Raw genomic sequence first — 18,215 nt, 5'->3', positions numbered from 1 at the left:
GCTGCGAGCAAGCGGTATGTCGCATGCTCTGTCGATGCGCGGCATTGGAATTCCCAGTCTTTGGAAATGCATGAGAAGGAACACTAACGCGGCCGGGTAGCCGCGAAGGGTTGAGTAAGAATGGCGATCCAGAACGGAAATGCCCCCGCCGCAGATCTAGGGCTTCGCGCGCTAGCTCTGTTCCTGCGCCTCCATGGCGTGAATACTGTGCCGGACCAGCTCCGCGATCGTTGCGGGAGCGACGAGATCGGCGTCCGCGCGATGCTTCGCTGCGCGCGCGAATTCGGAGTCAAGGTCCGCTCGCGGACAATGGATTGGACCCGCCTTGCGGGTATCCAGCTGCCCGGAATCGCCTCGCTGCGTGACGGTGGATTTCTGCTGCTGGGCAAGATCGACGACCAGGTGGCGCTTGTGCTGCACCCGACCTCGCCGCATCCGAGCCGGATGACGCGCGCGGAATTCGAAGCGATCTGGGATGGCGGTTTGATCTGTGCTGGATCACAGAGCCTCGCGCAGCGCGCACGTCATGCATTTGCCGGCATCCGCACGCGCTCGTTTGACCTCGGCGCCGGCCTGATGCACCGCGCCGGCGAGGGCCTGATGCGGGCTCGTGACGGTCTCACGAAGAGCTTCTTGGCGATGAGACCTGGCATCCTGATGCGCGGGCCTCGCGACGATGCCGCAATCCATCCGGCGAACACAAACACCGAATCCCCGGCCGCCGGCGTCGAATCCGAACATGACGATGAATCCGGGCTCATTGCGCTGGCGATCTTGCTGCGTTGCCATGGCATCGCTGCCGACCCCGGCCAAATTCGTCACCGGATCGGCGCGGCGCGCCTCGGCGTTACTGAAATCCTGCGCTGCGCCAAGGATTTCGGACTCAAGGCAAAGGTGCAGAGGACGAGCTGGAACAGGCTTGCCGTCACCCCGCTGCCGGGAATTGCGGTTCTGCGCGACGGCAGCTTCCTGATCCTCGGCAAGGTTATCGACGACAAGCTTCTCGTTCAGCGCCCGCTGTCTCCGCGGCCCGAAGCAATCACCCAGGCCCAACTCGAGGCGATCTGGGACGGCGGCATCATCCTGATGGCCCGGCGCGCCAGCCTGACCGACCTCGCGCGGCGCTTCGATATCTCCTGGTTCGTCGGCGCCATGCAAAAGTATCGTCGCCTGCTCGGCGAGGTGCTGGCGGCGTCGTTCTTCCTTCAGATCTTCGCCGTTGTCTCACCGCTGTTCTTCCAGGTGGTGATCGACAAGGTGCTCGTGCATCGAAGCATGAGCACGCTCGACGTGCTGGTCGTCGGGCTTGTCGTACTGACCGTGTTCGAGGCCGTTCTCGAGACGCTGCGCGTCTATCAGTTCGCGCATACGACAAACCGTATCGACGTCGAGCTCGGCGCCAGGCTGTTCCGTCACCTGCTGGCGCTGCCGATCGCCTATTTCCAGACCCGCCGCGTCGGCGATTCGGTGGCGCGCGTCCGCGAGCTCGAGAACATCCGCCAGTTCCTGACCAGCTCGGCGCTCACGCTGGTGATCGATCTGCTGTTCACCGTCGTCTTCCTTGCAGTGATGTTCTATTACTCGACGACGTTGACGTGGATCGTGCTGGCGTCCTTCCCGCTCTACATCGGCATCTCCGCGGGAGCCGCGCCGCTGTTCCGTCGGCGCCTCGACGAGAAATTCAATCGCGGCTCCGAGAACCAGGCCTTCCTGGTCGAGAGCGTCACCGGTATCGAGACGCTGAAGGCCATGGCGGTCGAGCCGCAGATGCAGCGCCGCTGGGAGGAGCAGCTCGCCGGCTATGTGTCCGCAAGCTTCCGCGTGCTCAGCCTGAACAACACGGCGAGCCAGGCGGTCCAGATGATCAACAAGCTGGTCATCGCCGCGACCCTTTACTTCGGCGCCCGCCTGGTGGTCAGCGGGGACCTGACTGTCGGTGAGCTCGTCGCGTTCAACATGCTGGCCGCGCGTGTCAGCGCGCCGGTTCTGCGACTCGCGCAGATCTGGCAGGACTTCCATCAGGCCCGCCTGTCGATCGATCGTCTCGGCGACATCCTCAACACCATTCCCGAGCCGAGCTTCACGCCGGCCCGCGCGGCGCTGCCACCGATCCGCGGTCAGGTCACATTCGAGCACGCGACTTTCCGCTACCGCATCGACGGCCCCGAGGTGCTGCACGACGTGTCCTTCAGCGTCGAGCCAGGCCAGGTCATCGGCATCGTGGGTTCGTCGGGCTCGGGCAAGAGCACCATCACCAAGCTGATCCAGCGTCTCTATGTCCCGGAAAGCGGGCGCGTGCTCGTCGACGGCGTCGACCTCGCGATGGTCGATCTGAGCTGGCTGCGGCGCCAGATCGGCGTCGTGTTGCAGGAGAACGTACTGTTCAACTGCACGGTTCGCGACAACATCGCGCTGGCCGATCCGGCGATGCCGATGGAGCGCGTCATCGAAGCGGCGGAGCTAGCCGGCGCCCACGACTTCATCCTCGAACTGCCGGAGGGTTACGACACCGTCGTGGGTGAGCGCGGCAGCAGCCTGTCCGGCGGGCAGCGCCAGCGAATCGCAATCGCGCGTGCACTCATCACCGATCCACGCATCCTGATCCTGGACGAGGCGACCAGCGCGCTGGACTACGAAAGCGAGCGCGCGATCCAGCAGAACATGAGGCGGATTTCCGCCGGCCGGACCGTGTTCGTCATCGCCCACCGGCTGTCGACGGTGCGCAATGCAAGCCGGATCATCACCCTCGAGCATGGCCGCATCGTCGAGGACGGCAGCCATGACGAGCTGATCCGCACCAACGGCCGTTACGCCAACCTCCATTATCTGCAGGCCGGTATCCATGACGTCCGCTAGCCGCAATGTCGTCGCGTTCCCGAGACGCGAACCTCGCCGCCGCGAGCACGAAATCGCCTTTCTGCCGGCGGCGCTCGAGATCGCCGAATCGCCGCCGTCGCCGATCGGGCGCGCGATCGGGGCCTGCATCATCGCCGCGTTCTGCATCGCGCTGTTGTGGGCGACGCTCGGCAGCGTCGATATCGTCGCCAGCGCGACCGGCAAGATCGTGCCGGGCGGGCGCACCAAGCTGATCCAGCCGTTCGAGACCGGTGTGGTCCGCGCTATCCGCGTCCGCGACGGCCAGAGCGTCAAGGCCGGCGACGTCCTGATCGAGCTGGATCCGACAATGACGGAAGCCGACCAGGAACGCCAGAAGAGCGATCTGCTTGCAGCCGAGCTGGACGTCGCGCGGCTGCGCGCCGCGCTGGCCGCAGACCCGCTCGCGGCCTTCCGGCCGCCGCAAAACGCAAGTGCGGCCGAAATCGAGATGCATCGCCAGTTCCTGATCAGCCAGCGCGCCGAACAGAGCGCAAAGCTTTCTGAAATCGAGCGTCAGCGGGGGCAGAAGGAGGCGGAACGGGCGACCACATCGGCGAGCGTCGACAAGCTGGAGGCGACGATTCCGGTACTGAAGGAGCGCGTCGATATCCGCAAGGGTCTCGTCGAGAAGGCATTGGCGTCGAAGGTCGTCTATCTCTCCGAATATCAGGAACTGGTCGCCATGCAGCAGGACCTCGTCCTGCAGCAGAGCCGGCTGCGCGAAGCCGATGCGGCGATCGCGCTGCTGAAGGAGACCAAGGACAAGACTGCCGCGGAGTATCGCCGCGCGACCTATGATGCTCTTGCGAAGGCCGAGCAGAAAGCTGCGAGCGCCGCGCAGGAGGTGGTCAAGGCGGATCGGCGAACGAAACTGCAGAGCCTGACCGCACCGGTCGACGGCGTCGTGCAGCAGCTTGCCGTTCATACGGTGGGCGGCGTGGTGACGCCCGCTCAGGCGCTGGCCGTCGTGGTCCCGAGCGAGAGCCAGCTCGAGATCGAGGCCATGCTGTCGAACCGCGACATCGGCTTCGTGCATCCCGGCCAGAAGGCGGAGATCAAGGTCGATACGTTCAACTTCACCCGGTACGGGCTGCTTCATGGCGATGTGCTCAGCGTGTCGACGGATGCCATCACGCGCGAAAAGCAACAGGGCAACCCCAATGACCGGACATTGGGCGCGGCGCAGAGCAGCAGCGAGCCTAAAGGTCAGGAGCTGGAATACGCCGCGCGCGTTTCGCTCGACCGGACGCACATGCAAATCGAGGACAAGCTCGTCAAGCTCGGGCCGGGCATGGCGGTGACGGTCGAAATCAAGACCGGCACGCGCAGGATCATCAGCTACCTGCTGTCGCCGCTGGCACGCTACCGGCAGGAAGCCCTGCGCGAACGCTAAAGCGAAGCCCGTCGCCGGACGTTGCGGCCGGGCGGGGCGCCACGCGCGTGAGAGCGAAGCTCGTCGCGGTGGCGCCCGTCGTTAGGACGATTGCGGTGAAATTGCCGGTGGATTGGCACATGCGCTATCGGCGCAGCGCTTCCAGACGCGATTTCGCCTCATGAACTCCCGCGGCGTTGGCCTTGGCGTAGAGGTCTTGCGCCCTGCGCTCGTCGCCGCGCGTGCCGTAAGTCCCCCACTTCGCAAGAATCAGGGGATCGTAGGTTTCTGCCAGCGCGAAGCTCGCCTGGGCGCTGCCCATTTCCACGGCGCGCTCGAGTACAAGCCGCGCCGCGCCTATGTCGCCCTGACGCAACAAGGAGCTCGCCCGCGCAACCAACCCTCCGGCTTCCGCAGCCTGCTCGGGAGCAGGCTGGGCAACCGCGCGAGCAGGCGCCGCTCGCGTCTGTTCGGCGGTTGGATTGGTGGCCACTTCGATGGACTTGTCCCGTGCGGTCGCACCGGTCGTCAACGCCGCGCCGTGCGCCTTGCGATCCTCGGCCTCATACGCATGGATTGCGCTCCGCGACAAAGGGAGGTGCTGGGGCTGCACGTCGATCCTGGCGCGCAATTGTCTCAATTCGGCAGCGCTGGCTTCCGCCGCCTGCTTCTGCAGCAAGATTTCCTCGCCTGCCTTTGCCGCCCGCGCCGTCTGGGTTTCGCTGTCGCGATGCGCTGCCGCCAGATCTTGCTCCAGCCGCGCGGACCGCTCACGCTCCTTTTGCAGGTCCGCCGCAGCGCTCTTTCCCACAGCTTGCAGCCGGGACGTTTCCTTGCCCGCTTCGGTCACCAGCACGGCCTTGCTCTCGACGTCACGTCGCGCCGCCGCGAGATCCTGCTCCAGCCGGGCGGACCGCTCACGCTCCTTTTGCAGCTCGGCCGCACCGCTCTTCTCCGCCGCCTTCAGCCGGGACGTTTCCTTGCCCGCTTCGCTCACCAGCACGGCCTTGCTCTCGATATCACGTCGCGCTGCCGCAAGATCCTGCTCCAGCCGGGCGGACCGCTCATGCTCCTTTTGCAGCTCGGCCGCACCGCTCTTCTCCACCGCCTTCAGCCGGGACGTTTCCTCGTCTGCTTTCGTCGCCAGCGCCGTCTTGGTCGCGACATCGCGCCGCGCTGCCGCGAGATCCTGCTCCAGCCGGTCGGCCCGCGCCGCTTGCAGTGAGTTCTGCAACTCCGCCGCACCGCTTTCCCTTTCCCGCTTCAGTCGGGCGGTTTCCTCGCCTGCTTTCGTCGCCAGCGCGGTTTGCGTCTCGACATCGCGTCGCGCAGCCGCAAGATCCTGCTCCAGCCGCACCAGTCGCTCACGTTCGTCCGGTGTGGATTTGTGAACCGAAGCCGCGCCGCTCTCGGCCGCCTGCCTGAGCTCCGCTGCTTCTTCACCGGCTTTGCGGGCCTGCGCCTCGAAGGCGTAGATCGTGCTTCGCGTCTGGGAAAGCTCCTGTGTCAGCGCGTCGGCCTTGGCACGCGAGTCCCGCAGCTCGGCGGCCCCGGCCTCCACCGTCCGCTTCTGCCGCAGGGCTTCATCGGCCGCCTTTGCCGCCAGCGCGGTCTGGGTCTCGGCATCACGCCGCGCGACCGCAAGATCCTGCTCCAGCCTTTCGGACCGCTCTCGCTCCTTTTGCAGGGAGCCCTGCGACTCGGCCGCTCCGCTTTCGCTTTGCTGTTTCAGTCGGGAAACCTCCTCGCCGGCTTTGGTCGCCAGCGCGGCCTGGGTCTCGACGTTGCTGCGGGCAGCCGCAAGGTCCCGCTCCAGCCGTGCGAACCGCTCACCTTCGTCGGGTGTGAATTTGCTGACCGAAGCCGTGCAGCTTGCAACCGCCTGCCTGAGCTCCGTCGCTTCGTCTCCGGATTTACGGACTTGGGCTTCGTATGCATAGATCGAGCTCCGCGACAGCGAGAGGTCTTGCGCCAGCGCCTCGGCTCGTTCGCGCAATTGCCTGAGCTCGGCAGCTCCGACGTCCGCTGCCTGCTTCTGCCGCAGGGCTTCTTCCTTCGTCGTTGTCGCCAACGCCATCTGGGTCTCGACATCGCGCCGCGCTGCCGCCAGATCCTGCTCCAGCTGCGCGCTCCGCTCGTGCTCCCTTTGCAGGGCCGACTGCAGCTCCGTAGCGCCGCTTTCACGCATCCCCTTCAGCTGGGAAACCTCCTCGCCTGCCTTTGCCGCCAGCGCCGTCTGAGTCTCGACGTTGCGGCGCAATGCCTCGAGAACCTGCTCGAGCCGCGCGGACCGCTCGCGCTCCCGCTGCAGATCCGCCGCGCCACCTTCCGCCGCTGCTTTCAGCCGAGACGCTTCCTCACCCGTTTTTGTCGCCAGCACGGTCTGGGTTTCGACATCACGCCGCGCTGCCGCCAGATCCCGCTCCAGGCGCTCCGCCCGCTCACGCGTCTCTTGCAGGGAGTTCAGCAACTCCGCGCCGCCCTGCGCGGCCTGCTTCTCTTCGGCCGCCTTGTCCGTCAACGCGGCCTGGGCCTCGATATCGCGGCGCGCCGCCGCGAGACTCTGCTCCATCGACTCGGCCCGATAGCGCTCTTGCTCGAGACGTTGCAGCAACTCGATGTCACGTCTTGCATTCGTCAGTTCGCAGGAGAGCGACTCCGCCCAGTTGTATTCCCGTTTCGAGGCCTGCCCCGTGTCGCCGACGCTCGCTTGGGCGACCTGCACCGGTCTGTCATTGCCGCCTCGACCCGGCGGCAAGGCTTCGGGAGCGCCGTTCCTTGCCGCTTCGATGAAAGCGGGACTACCGGCCGCCGCCGAATGCTGCGGTTGCGTCGAAGGGCGCGCCGGATCTGGGGAAGCCCGTGTTTCCGGCGCGCACACCATTGCGAGCATGGCAGCAGTCGTCCACGACAGCGCGGACCGTCCCGCCTTGGGCAGCAGGCGGCGCGACGAATCTGCGATGTCGCAGCCGGCAACTGCCTTGTCCTTGAGGATCACCGGGCCCATCCGCAATCACCTGTCGCGTGGCGACACGATCTGTTGAGGTACGGCATTATGCGCCGTACCGCAGCGCGAAGCCTACAGCCCGCATGGAGGACCCCACCCACCCCTTTCGGGTTAGGCCACAGGTCACGGCTTCACATAGGACCAGCCCTTCTCCTGCAGTTCCATCACGCGCACGACGCCTGACTTCACCACCTCCGCCTGGCGAACAATCGGGATATCCTTGTTCTCGGCCTTGTGCATTTTTTCCTGGGTATTGCCACAGGCCTTGAACGAGACCTCCGGCGTGCTCAGCGCCATTTCCTCGAGACGGGCTTTCACCGGCGAGGTGTCGTCGCGCAGCATGTGCAGGCCGGGTCCGAAGGTGACCACCTCGATCTTCACCTTCTCGCCGAGATCCTTGTAGTATTGCGCAACGTTGACTGCGTTGTTGAGCGCGAGATTCATGGCTGCGGGATCGTTCGTGTTCACCTGCAGGATCAGGTTGTGCGACTTGGCGTTGGATGGAAGCCGGGCGTTGGCGTCGAGAGGAGATCGTTCCCTCTTGTGGGTGGTCGCCTTGCGCGAGATATGAACCCTTTGGACCTTTTCTGAAACGTGCTGATAGTCCGCAGTGCGGTTCGTTGTTGTCGGTGTCCAGTACCGTCCGCCGCCTTGCTCCGCCGCAGCGTATGAAGCGGCCAGGAGCGCCGTTGCGGCTCCGATGATGGTTACCTTCGCAATATGCTGAAACACGCGCATGGATACCTCCTGTTAAAGACACGTTATTGAAATCCCTAGCCGTTGGGTTTTGCGGTCGGCTGTGGCCACCTGCAGGCAGCGGTGATCTTCGCGCGCACCACATCCATCCCGCCCAACGGAAACACCGCATCCAGCGCCGGTCCGGTACGGGGTGCGAGGTGAATACTGAGACCTCCGCCGTCCGGAAGGGACTGCAGCAAGCGAATCACGTCGCCGCCGAACGCAACGCCGGTCCCGGACGCAGGCACAGCTGCCGCGACTTGCTGCGGCGGACCGTCGTTGATGCGGTAGGAAATCGCATATCCATCGCCGCGACCGGACACGCGGGAGCCCGCGACGATCAGTTCGCTCCGCCCGCCATGGCAGCGAATCGAAAGCGTCATTGCGCTTTCGCCAGCACCGTCGCGCGATGACGTCGTGGCGGTGGCGACCGGTGAATAGTCGAGCGGTGAAGTCGTCAGGCTGACGACCCAGCTGTTACCCAGGTTCGCCTGGGGCAGCGCCGACGCCCGCGGTGTCTTCTCGGAGCACTCCGGCCGTTCGGAGCGTTCCTTGGCGGAGCAATCGCGGAGCTGAGCGATCTGGCGATATCCTGCCGCCTGCGCCGAAGCAATGCCGCTTGCGAGCAAGACTCCAGCCACCGCGCAGGTCGCCGCGCGTCTCATTGCGATGTATTTGCGGCGGCGCGCGGCTCGCGATCGAGCCACGCCTGCGCTGCGGGGAAGCGCGTCAGGCCGGGAACGGTCGCGGCGAGATTGATCGTCTTCCACTTTTGGTCGAAGCCCGGCTGCTGCAGCTTGTCGATCCGCGAGAACAGATACTCCACGAAGCGCGCAAGGCGCTCATAGCGGTTCGATTTGGCCGGAAAGTTGAAAGCCACCAGGGCGGTCGGCACGGCGATTGTCGTGACGCGCTCGCCCTGCTTGATGAGATTGGGATACTCCGTGGCCTCGAGCGAGGCGGGAAGATAAAAGTCTTCGAACCTCCTGTCATAGGGAACAGGCAGGAACTTGAACCCCGGGTCCCAGCGGCCGCGCACGAAGGCATCCACCGGCTTCGAGGTGATGAAGACGACCGCGGCCATCTCGCCCTTGCGCATCTGCTCGAGCGCGACCTGATGGGGAATGAATGTTTTTTCCACATCGAGGCCAAGGCGGCTGAAGATCAGCGGCCCCGAATAGGCCGCTGCGGTACCCAGATTATTGAAGTTCACCTTCTTGCCGGCGAGATCGCTCAGGCTTTGGATCTCGGGACGAACGAAGATATGCAGTTCGGACGGAAACAGGTTCAGCACGAAAGCCAGCCGTTGCTGGATATCCGGCACCTGGCTCCTGTATTCCTCGAGCACGTCGGAATTGATGATGGCGGCATCGATGCCGCGCAAATACAGCAGCGAGTTCACATTCTCCGTCGGCCCGCGCGTCACGACCGGCAACACATGCAGCTTGTCGCCATCGTCTACCACGCGGGCGATTTCGGCCGCGAGACGAATGGGCGCGCCCTCGAGCAGGCCCCCGGCGAGGCCGATCGTCCAGGCATTCATCGTCACCTGCGGCTTTTGCGGCGGCGGCTCACGGCGCAATTGACGCGGTGCAGCAGGTTGCGCCTGTGCATCCACGTTTGACAGCGGAACGGTCGTGAGCAGCGGAATCAGCAGCGCCAGCATGCGCAACGGGTGCAATTCCCTTTTTGCGGTCTGTCCCATGGGATCTCCGCCCTCGCCGATCGGTGATTTTGTCGTAGTTTCATGCAGTTCATCGGCGCGCGCTATTTCTCCCCATGGGGGAGCCCACTACTCCTTCCGGATTATCCATTGTGCGTGTCCCCACGCCGCGGCAGCGAGGGACCGGTCACCGGCACCAGACATCCGGGATTTCCCTCACTCCAGCCCCGCGGACGGCAGACGTATCGCCACTCGAAGTCCCCCGAGTGGAGACCGGTCCAGGCTAAGGGATCCGGCGTAAAGCTCGGCGAGTTCCCGCGTGATCGACAGCCCGAAGCCGAATCCTGGAGAGCTTTCGTCGAGCCGTTGGCCGGCCTGCACCGCCTGCGACATCTGCTCCGGCGAAAGCCCCGGTCCATCGTCCTCGACGACGAGGACCACACTTCGCGTCTCCTCGCGAGATTCGACGACAACCTTGCTGCCGCACCAGGAGAAGGCGTTCTCCAGCACGTTTCCCAGCATCTCGTCGACGTCCTGCTGTTCGCAGGCTACCGCCAGGCCGGCTGGTATATGATTGACGAAATCGATCGTCTTGTCGGCGTTCACTTTGCCGAGGACGAGACCGAGATCCGCGACGCGTGGCGCGATTACTGTTCTTGTCCGAACCGGACCGCAAAGTGCGGCCGATCGGGCGCGACCCAGATGATGCCGGATGCGCCGGTCCATTAGGACGACGAGACCGTGAAGATCCTCTGAGCCTGACGATTGCTTCTGCAGCGCGACCGCCAGCGTCGCAAGCGGCGTTTTCAGTCCGTGCGCCAGATTCGAGACGTGTTTGCGCGCCCGCTCCAGGTTGGTGGCGTTCTGAACCAGCAGCGCATTCAGTTCGGTGGCCAATGGCTGCACCTCGCCCGGCTGCGCGTCGGGCACGTTGTCGCGAAGTCCAGCTCTTACATCGGCGACCGCCTGACGAAGTCGTTCGAGGGGACGCAACCCCAGACGAACCTGGATCAGCATCGCTAAGATCAATGCGATGCCGAGCACCGCGAGCGACAAGGCCAACGTGCGCATTGCTTCCCACAACGGCCCGCGCACCGCGTCTCTCGGCGCGGAGGCCACGATCGTGACAGGAGTGCCGGACACCGCGACGTTCAAAATGCGAAAGTGGAGTACGTTGTCGTATGGACCCTTGCCGTCGGCAGGCAGCGGGCGTTCTCGCGGAGGCGGATCTTCGCCGATCGGGGGAGGCGGCGGCGGGGGCGGCAGGGGTCTGTTGCTGATATCGGGAGGAGCCAGATCCGCTCCGTCGAGCGACCGCGACCGCAAGGCGTTCTTTGGCCCCAAAATCTGCCAGTACCAGCCGCGTCGGCGTCGATCGAATGGCGGCCCGTCGGCGGATCCCGCCAGACGAATGTTGCCGGCGCCGTCGGCTTCAAGCATGGACGCGAGGAAGAGGATCTGCGCGTCGAGCCTCTGATCGATCTGCCCCTGCACGAATCGATGCAGCACGAACGATATCAGGATCGCGGCGACGATCAGGGCCGCGGTGATGAACACGCCGGCTCCGATCATGAGGCGCCGGCCGAGCGATGCATTCCGGCTCATCATGGGGATCCCGAGTTGAGCTTGTAGCCGCGGCCCCTTTCGGTCTCGATCAGCGCCTTGCCGACCTTGCGCCGGAGCCGCGCGACGATCACTTCGATGGAATTCGAATCCGTCCCGACGTCGCCCTCATAGACCTTTTCCGACAGCAGGCCTCGCTCGACCACGGTGTCCTTGCGCAGGATCAGGCATTCGAGAACACGCCACTCCAACCCGGTCAGCTTCAACGGCAATCCATCGAGCTCGAACACGCCGGTCTGCGTTTCGAAGCTCAGGGGTCCGCAGGAAATTCGCGGCACAGCATGCCCCGAGGCGCGACGGACCAGCGCGCGAAGGCGCATGACCAGTTCCTCGATCCGGAATGGCTTGGTGAGATAGTCATCGGCCCCGGCCTTGAAGCCTTCCACCTTGTCGGTCCAGCCGTCGCGCGCAGTCAGGATCAGCACCGGCAGGTGCCGGCCCTGCTTCCGCCAACCGCGCAGCACCTCGACGCCGGGCACTTTGGGCAGCCCGAGATCGAGCACCGCGGCATCGTAGGATTCGGTTTCGCCGAGGTGCTGTCCGTCCTCGCCGTTGGCGGCGATGTCGACCGCGAAATTCTCCTCACGCAGGGCTCGGGCAATCTCTTGCGCGAGCAGGCGATCGTCTTCGACCAGAAGGATTTTCATTCGGCTCACACCTCGGACCGGAACTAGGCGCCCAAGCTTAACTCAAGCTGAACGGAACGGTTCAGGCTGGATTGGGGACAGTGTCCTAGGCTTCAGGCATCGCAATCATGAAAGGAGCGTCCAATGACCGAAAGCGATGCACAGAGGGATACGAGCCCGTCGCTGCCTGGGCGTCGGCAGGTCCGGCATCGTGGCCTGTTGGCAGGGGCCGCGCTTGCCGTGCTTGTCGCCGGCGCAGCGGCCGGTGCCGCTGGCGTTCGCGTCGCCCAGAATTGGCCGCCGCGCAACGTCATGCTGCTGCAGCCGACCGCGATCGACAGGCTGCAACCCGGCGGTCCGTCCGCCGTGCGCGGCAACGTCGCTGAGATCTTCGGCCACATGTTCTTGATGGAGGACGGCGGCGGCCGCGCCCTGATCGATCTCGGACCGCGTGGGGATAATGCCGATGCCGTCACCAGGGGAGAGATCGTGACGGTCCAGGGAATGTTCGATCAGGGGATCTTCCGCGCTCAAATCGTCTCGCATGCCGACGGCCGAACCGAAGCCTTCGGTCCTCCGCCGCATCCGCCTCGCGGCGCGCCACCGCCGCCTCCGCGGGCCGACGGGCCGCCTCCGCCGCCGCCCCCAGGGGCACCACCCCCACCACCGCGGGCTGACGCCCCGCCACCACCGCCCGGAGCACCGCCACCGCCCCCTGGGCCCAAAGCGCTTTGAGCAAATCACGAACAGTAGAAAATCAGGAGATCAGGATGTCGGAAGACCAGATCAAATTGTCCGGCAGGATCGTGCACGTTTTTGCGCACCGCTTTGTGGTTCAGACCCCGAAAGGCATGGTGCTTGCCGATCTCACGCCGCATGGAGCAGACCTCGTCAAGCTCCGGATCGGAGCCGATGTCGAACTGGAAGGCGAGCAGAAGCCTTCTGAGCTCAAGGTGACGCATTTCGCGTGCGATGGCGCGGGCGTGACGATCCAGCACAAGAAGAAGCCCGAGCACGCCCACCACGAACCCGCAGACCCCGCCGCAGCGATCGAGGCCGCTCGCTCGGCCGGGTTCGAACCGATGGGTACGCCCCGTCGCAAGCCCAAGCATTTCGAAATAGACGGCCGGCGCAACGGCGAGACCTACGAACTGCACGTCGAATTGGGCGGACGAATCCGGAAAGCCAAGCTCGTCGGCAACGGACACGAAGCTGCTTGACGCTTAGGGGACGACTGACGCCGCTCTGAGCAACCGTAACAGGAAACCGGACCCGAACCGGACTCAACCGGCTCGGGTGCGTCGAGGATCTCATCGGACAGGCAGTTTGTTTAATCAAGCATCGGGATGCAACGTGTCGATAGCACCGACGGCCTCATACAGCGCGAGTCCAGAGAAGGCGCTCCGTCCGCTGCTCGCGCTGAACTTCTTCATCGCCGACATGCAGGCCGGCATCGGGCCGTTCCTCGGCGTATTTCTGCTCGCGCAGGGCTGGCAGGCCGGCTGGATCGGGACGGTGATGACGGCGGGCGGCGTTGCCGGGATGTTGATGACGACGCCGGCCGGAGCCCTGATCGACGCCACGCGCAGCAAGAAGCTGTTCGTCATCATCCCCGGCATCTGCAGTGTCGTCGCCTCCGGCATCGTGCTGCTGTCGCAGGAGTTCTGGCTCGTGGCAGCCTCACAGGTCGCGACGGCGATTGCCGGCGCCGCGATCGGTCCGGCCGTCGCCGGCATCACGCTGGGTATCGTCCGCCAGGCAGGCTTCAATCGACAGAACGGCCGTAACCAGGCCTTCAACCACGCCGGCAACATGGTCGGCGCCGGGCTGTCCGGATTCGTCGGCTGGGTGTACGGCTTCACCGCGGTGTTCTGGCTCGCGGCGGTCTTCGGTGTTCTCTCGATCGCTTCCGTTATGATGATCCCGAGCGCGTCCATCGACGACGACGCAGCCCGCGGGCTCGAACGCGAGAGCACGGACGACAAGCGCGCGAGCGGGTTGCAAGTGCTGATCGAATCGAAGCCATTGCTGATCCTCGCCGCAACTCTGCTGTTCTTCCACCTCGGCAATGCGGCGATGCTCCCGCTGTACGGCCTGGCGGTCGTGGCCGACAAGCAGGCCGACCCCGCGAGCTTCGTCGCGATGACCATCGTCATCGCCCAGGGCACCATGATCCTGACCTCGCTGGTTGCGATGCGGATGGCCGAAAGGGAGGGCTACTGGCTGGTCATGCTGGTGTCCTTCATCGCCTTGCCGGTCCGGAGCCTCATCGCGGCGTGGCTCCTGAACAGCTGGGGCGTTTATCCGGTACAGATTCTTGACGGCGTCGGCGCGGGATTGCAGAGCGTGGCAGTGCCCGGCCTCGTCGCGCGGATTCTCGACGGGACCGGGCGGATCAATGCCGGCCATGGCGCGGTCATGACGGTCCAAAACATCGGTGCCTCGCTCAGCCCTGCGATCGGTGGCTGGATCGCACAGGAGTTCGGGTATGGGCCGATGTTTCTCATTCTCGGTGGCAGCGCCACGGTCTCAGTCGCGCTGTGGAGCGTCTTCGCGCCGTTGTTGAAGCCTGCTTGTGCGACAAAGCCCGGGCACGCATCGGATGCAATGGTTTCAAGCGCCGCGAGTGTCGCCTGATGTTCACTCACAACGCCGCGACCTGGGGAATCGCCGGTCTTGCGACCTTGGGCGTCATTGCGCGCCCCTGGAATCTGCCGGAATACATCTGGGCAGTGACCGGCGCCGTCCTGCTGATCGCCTTCGACCTGTTGCCGTGGCGAGACGCCGTCGCGGCGGCAGGCAAGGGAACGGACGTCTACTTCTTTTTGATCGGCATGATGCTGCTGGCCGAGGTCGCTCGGAAAGAGGGCTTGTTCGATTGGTTCGCCGAACTCGCCGTCAAGCATTCGCGCAACTCAGCGTCGCGGTTGTTTTCGATCGTCTATGCGGTCGGTACGCTGGTCACCATTTTCCTGTCGAACGACGCCACCGCCGTCGTGCTGACGCCCGCGGTCTACGCCGCGACCCGTGCCGCGAAGGTCGAGCCGCTGCCGTATCTTTTCGTCTGTGCGTTCATCGCCAACGCCGCCAGCTTCGTGCTGCCGATCTCTAATCCGGCCAACCTCGTGTTGTTCGGCGCGCGGATGCCGACGCTGCCGCAGTGGCTGCACTACTTCCTGCTGCCCTCGATCGTGGCGATTGCAGCGACCTTCATCATGCTCCGGCTCAGCCTGCGGAACAGCCTGTCGGGTAGTGTCGATGTGCGCGACGGAGAGCCGGCCGTGCTTGCCAGAAGTGCCGCGATCGTCGCCGCCGGCATCGGCGCGACGGCGGCGGTCCTGCTCGCCACATCGGCGTTGGGTCTGGATCTTGGAATCCCGACATTTGCCTGCGGGGCGATGGTGACCGTGATCGTGCTCCTGCTCGGCCGCACATCGCCGCTATCGATCGCGCGCGATATCTCATGGTCGGTCCTTCCTCTCGTCGCCGGACTGTTCATCCTGGTCGAGGGCCTCAATCGCACCGGCGTGCTGCCGGCACTCGCGGAAGAGCTCGAGCGAACCGCCGCGCGATCGCCGCACGCAACCTCATGGGGCGCCGGCGTCATCACGGCGATCGCCTCGAACCTCATCAACAATCTGCCGATGGGTCTGATCGCGGCGACGACCACGCAAGCCGCGCAGGCGTCGCATCACGTCACCGGCGCAATCCTGATCGGCGTCGACCTCGGACCCAACCTGTCAGTCACCGGTTCACTCGCCACGATCCTGTGGCTGATCGCGCTGCGGCGCGAGGGTGAGCATGTTGGCGCGCTTCGCTTTCTGCAACTCGGCATTGTGGTCATGCCGCCGGCATTGGTACTTTCGCTGCTTGCGCTCTCGCTGTCTGCCTCATAAGAGCGGTTGCGGCTTCGATTGCCAGAAACGGGGGAGCTCCAAGAGGGCTCAACTTCTCTTGGCGGGGCCGCGCATGTTGTGTAAGCGCTGCATACGCGCCGCCGGTCGCACAAAATCGTAGAAGATCGCGGCTTGGCGCACTAAATCGTGGAAATGGCGGAGAGAGTGGGATTCGAACCCACGGTACGGTTTCCCGCACACACGCTTTCCAAGCGTGCGCCTTAAGCCACTCGGCCATCTCTCCGGGAGGCCCTCTCTTGAAGGGCTGAGGCGGATTTTGCAAGGGAGCGCAGGCCGGGAGCGCGAAATTTCCACAACAGATTGAAAACATTGGGTAAATTGATAACGATGGCGGCCGCGCGCCGCGGCCTTGCGCGCGGCCGCGCGCGATTTTGGCCGGCGGTCGGTCAGGGACCGGCGCAAATCAATGAGTGCATGCGATCAACCCGCCGTTTCGTCATTCCGGGGGTTCGCCGCAGGCGAGAGCCGGGAATCTATTGGGCCGCCTCACTCGTGGAAGAATGGATGCCGGGTTCTCGCCTTCGGGAGCCCCGTCGCGAGCATGCGAGGTTATGACCACTGACCGCGCAACACACTCAGTGCCGTCCCAGCGAAAGAGGGACCCATAACCACAAGTGCCGATTATTGCGCGATGCTGCTACGACGAGCCCCGTTCACAACATCCACCGCGGCGTATGGGTCCCTGCTCCCGTGCCCAATTGCGCACTAGGCAGGGACGACAGCACCGCGGATGGGCGAACCAACGCACCCACCCTGCATCGTCATGCTCGCTCAGTGATAGCGCGCGGCAAAATCCGCCGTGCGGCGCGGCCACAGGGTTGGTGGCTCCGGCAGCGCCGCGTTTCCCGCATTGTGCGTATCCTGCAGCGCCTCGATGAAGTCGGCGAACCATTGCTGGATGGTGCCGCTGTTGAGCTTCTCCATCATGGCTTCCCAGCGCATCCGCCGCTCGGTCAGCGGCATCGCGAGGGCCGTCGCCAAGGTGCGCGCCATGCCGTCGATATCGTGCGGATTGACCAGCAGCGCGGCGTCGAGCTCGTTCGCCGCACCGGCGAATTTCGACAGCACCAGCACGCCGGGGTCCGCCGGGTTTTGCGCGGCGACATATTCCTTGGCGACGAGGTTCATGCCGTCCTGCAGCGGCGTCACGACGCCGACCTGCGCGGTGCGGTAAAGGCCTGCGAGCACGCCCTGGCCAAAGCCCTTGTTGAGGTAGCGGATCGGCGTCCAGTCGACCTCGCCATGCACGCCGTTGACGTCGGTAACGAGCTTCGCCACCTCGCTCTGCAGATTGCCGTAGGCTTCGATCGCGCCTCGCGAGGGCGTTGCGATCTGCAGCAGCGACACCGAACGTTTCAGGTTCGGATGCAGCGTCCACATCTTGTCGAACGCCTTGATGCGGTTGACGAGGCCCTTGGAGTAGTCGAGCCGGTCGACGCCGATCGCGAGCTTCTCGCCATTGAGGCTGCGCCGCAGCCGCGTCACGTCGGGATGCGTCATCGCCTTGGTCGCCTGCTGCGCGAACTTGCCCGGATCGATGCCGATCGGAAACACCGCGGCGCGGGTGCGGCCGAACGACGAATTGATCACGCCGTCGCGCACCTCGAAGTCGAGATCGTGCTGCACATAGCTCAGGAAGTTCTCGCAGTCCTCATCGGTCTGGAAGCCGATCAGGTCATAGGACAGCATCGCCTCGATCAGTTCGCGATGATTGGGCACGCCCGCGATTACCGCGCGCGCCGGCCATGGCGTGTGCAGGAAGAAGCCGATCGGCTGCGTGACGCCGAGATCGCGCAGCTCGGCGCCGAGCGCGAGGAAATGATAGTCCTGGACCCAGAACACGGAATCCGGCTTGCGGAAGCGCAGCAACGCGCGCGCCATGAACGCGTTCACTTCGCGATAGCTCGCGTAGTCCTCGCGAGACGCACGAATCAGATCGGCGCGCGAATGCATCGCGGGCCACAGCGCCGAATTGGCAAAGCCTTCGTAATAGCCGCCATAGTGCGCGGCCGGCAGATCGAGCATCGCCAGCGCGCCCGCCCCGAGCGCTTCGACCTCTGCGAAAGGTTCCTTCAGGTTCCCGTCGCGGACGCGTCCGCTGGAACCAACCCATATTGCCCCTGTCTTTTCCACCACCGGCAACAATGCCGCAGCCAGCCCCCCCGTCATGGGTTCATTGGGTTTTCCGCGCGAGACGCGGTTCGATACGACGACGAGGTTCACCAGGTCCCCTCCTGTTGGTCAACTCGCGTATTAACAACCATTCATCAAGATGGTTCCTGATCAAGGAATCTCCCAATTGAAACCAAATTCTGGCGAACACGCACGGAACTCGCGGGAACTCGCGAAAAGAAAATTACGCGCGAGGTTGACGCCACGACGCAAAAGCACC

General features: G+C 64.6%; 13 protein-coding genes and 1 tRNA gene. 5 read left to right on the top strand and 9 right to left on the bottom strand.

Features of this window, described 5'->3' with window-relative positions:
• Positions 1 to 120: 120 nt before the first annotated feature.
• Positions 121 to 2,856 (top strand): type I secretion system permease/ATPase, encoded by a 2,736-nt coding sequence (locus Q2M23_RS10305; protein ID WP_092079169.1) that lies wholly within the window; start codon positions 121 to 123, stop codon positions 2,854 to 2,856.
• Positions 2,843 to 4,270: an HlyD family type I secretion periplasmic adaptor subunit gene (locus tag Q2M23_RS10300; RefSeq protein ID WP_316395470.1), complete on the top strand. Its 1,428-nt coding sequence runs from the start codon at positions 2,843 to 2,845 to the stop codon at positions 4,268 to 4,270. The genes Q2M23_RS10305 and Q2M23_RS10300 overlap by 14 nt, the downstream gene beginning before the upstream one ends.
• A gap of 124 nt (positions 4,271 to 4,394) precedes the next feature.
• Here the strand turns inward: Q2M23_RS10300 and Q2M23_RS10295 are convergent, their stop codons facing one another.
• The 7 genes from Q2M23_RS10295 to Q2M23_RS10265 all read right to left on the bottom strand — a co-directional run bounded on the left by Q2M23_RS10295 (position 4,395) and on the right by Q2M23_RS10265 (position 12,491).
• On the bottom strand, positions 4,395 to 7,256 hold the full coding sequence (locus Q2M23_RS10295; protein ID WP_316395469.1) for a hypothetical protein: 2,862 nt from the start codon (positions 7,254 to 7,256) through the stop codon (positions 4,395 to 4,397).
• Positions 7,257 to 7,379: 123 nt separating this feature from the next.
• Positions 7,380 to 7,994, bottom strand: coding sequence for a DsrE family protein (locus Q2M23_RS10290; RefSeq protein ID WP_057021157.1), 615 nt, complete (start codon positions 7,992 to 7,994; stop codon positions 7,380 to 7,382).
• Between the two features lie 35 nt (positions 7,995 to 8,029).
• Positions 8,030 to 8,623, bottom strand: coding sequence for a hypothetical protein (locus Q2M23_RS10285; RefSeq protein WP_229157735.1), 594 nt, complete (start codon positions 8,621 to 8,623; stop codon positions 8,030 to 8,032).
• 32 nt (positions 8,624 to 8,655) lie between these two features.
• Complete coding sequence (locus tag Q2M23_RS10280) at positions 8,656 to 9,660, bottom strand: TAXI family TRAP transporter solute-binding subunit (RefSeq protein WP_057021156.1); 1,005 nt, start codon at positions 9,658 to 9,660, stop codon at positions 8,656 to 8,658.
• A gap of 213 nt (positions 9,661 to 9,873) precedes the next feature.
• Entirely contained in the window at positions 9,874 to 11,262 is a 1,389-nt protein-coding gene (locus Q2M23_RS10275; RefSeq protein ID WP_316395468.1) for a sensor histidine kinase, read from the bottom strand.
• Positions 11,262 to 11,927: a response regulator transcription factor gene (locus Q2M23_RS10270; protein WP_076834811.1), complete on the bottom strand. Its 666-nt coding sequence runs from the start codon at positions 11,925 to 11,927 to the stop codon at positions 11,262 to 11,264. Before Q2M23_RS10270 ends, Q2M23_RS10275 begins: the two co-directional genes overlap by 1 nt.
• A 105-nt stretch (positions 11,928 to 12,032) precedes the next feature.
• Positions 12,033 to 12,491, bottom strand: a complete 459-nt coding sequence (locus tag Q2M23_RS10265; RefSeq protein WP_199805383.1) for a hypothetical protein — start codon at positions 12,489 to 12,491, stop codon at positions 12,033 to 12,035.
• Between the two features lie 185 nt (positions 12,492 to 12,676).
• Between Q2M23_RS10265 and Q2M23_RS10260 the strand changes: the two genes are divergently transcribed.
• From Q2M23_RS10260 to Q2M23_RS10250, 3 genes are all read left to right on the top strand, one after another.
• A complete protein-coding gene (locus Q2M23_RS10260; protein WP_057021152.1) occupies positions 12,677 to 13,126 on the top strand; it encodes a hypothetical protein in 450 nt (149 codons plus the stop codon).
• A 133-nt stretch (positions 13,127 to 13,259) separates the two neighbouring features.
• Positions 13,260 to 14,543, top strand: a complete 1,284-nt coding sequence (locus Q2M23_RS10255; protein ID WP_316395466.1) for an MFS transporter — start codon at positions 13,260 to 13,262, stop codon at positions 14,541 to 14,543.
• Complete coding sequence (locus tag Q2M23_RS10250) at positions 14,543 to 15,802, top strand: arsenic transporter (RefSeq protein WP_253588572.1); 1,260 nt, start codon at positions 14,543 to 14,545, stop codon at positions 15,800 to 15,802. Before Q2M23_RS10255 ends, Q2M23_RS10250 begins: the two co-directional genes overlap by 1 nt.
• A 154-nt stretch (positions 15,803 to 15,956) precedes the next feature.
• Here Q2M23_RS10250 and Q2M23_RS10245 read toward each other — a convergent pair.
• Both Q2M23_RS10245 and Q2M23_RS10240 read right to left on the bottom strand, forming a co-directional pair.
• Positions 15,957 to 16,046: transfer RNA gene (locus Q2M23_RS10245), tRNA-Ser, on the bottom strand.
• Between the two features lie 548 nt (positions 16,047 to 16,594).
• The gene (locus Q2M23_RS10240) at positions 16,595 to 18,046 is read right to left on the bottom strand and encodes a trehalose-6-phosphate synthase (protein WP_057021128.1); all 1,452 of its coding nucleotides are present in this window, start codon (positions 18,044 to 18,046) and stop codon (positions 16,595 to 16,597) included.
• Positions 18,047 to 18,215 lie beyond the last annotated feature (169 nt).

The sequence above is a fragment of the Bradyrhizobium sp. 33ap4 genome, from assembly GCF_032654765.1.
In the GTDB taxonomy this organism is placed as follows: Bacteria; Pseudomonadota; Alphaproteobacteria; order Rhizobiales; family Xanthobacteraceae; genus Bradyrhizobium; species Bradyrhizobium australafricanum.
Note: the sequence above shows the minus strand (reverse complement) of the source record. Positions and strands in the feature narration are given on the sequence as shown.

Bases quoted from the DNA above. Each gene is read 5' to 3' on its own strand.
- Q2M23_RS10260 (WP_057021152.1), top strand. From the start codon at position 12,677: ATGTCGGAAGACCAGATCAAATTGTCCGGCAGGATCGTGCACGTTTTT.
- Q2M23_RS10265 (WP_199805383.1), bottom strand. From the start codon at position 12,491: ATGCGGCGGAGGACCGAAGGCTTCGGTTCGGCCGTCGGCATGCGAGAC.
- Q2M23_RS10280 (WP_057021156.1), bottom strand. From the start codon at position 9,660: ATGCTGGCGCTGCTGATTCCGCTGCTCACGACCGTTCCGCTGTCAAAC.
- Q2M23_RS10270 (WP_076834811.1), bottom strand. From the start codon at position 11,927: ATGAAAATCCTTCTGGTCGAAGACGATCGCCTGCTCGCGCAAGAGATT.
- Q2M23_RS10290 (WP_057021157.1), bottom strand. From the start codon at position 7,994: ATGCGCGTGTTTCAGCATATTGCGAAGGTAACCATCATCGGAGCCGCA.
- Q2M23_RS10295 (WP_316395469.1), bottom strand. From the start codon at position 7,256: ATGGGCCCGGTGATCCTCAAGGACAAGGCAGTTGCCGGCTGCGACATC.
- Q2M23_RS10300 (WP_316395470.1), top strand. From the start codon at position 2,843: ATGACGTCCGCTAGCCGCAATGTCGTCGCGTTCCCGAGACGCGAACCT.
- Q2M23_RS10275 (WP_316395468.1), bottom strand. From the start codon at position 11,262: ATGAGCCGGAATGCATCGCTCGGCCGGCGCCTCATGATCGGAGCCGGC.
- Q2M23_RS10305 (WP_092079169.1), top strand. From the start codon at position 121: ATGGCGATCCAGAACGGAAATGCCCCCGCCGCAGATCTAGGGCTTCGC.
- Q2M23_RS10250 (WP_253588572.1), top strand. From the start codon at position 14,543: ATGTTCACTCACAACGCCGCGACCTGGGGAATCGCCGGTCTTGCGACC.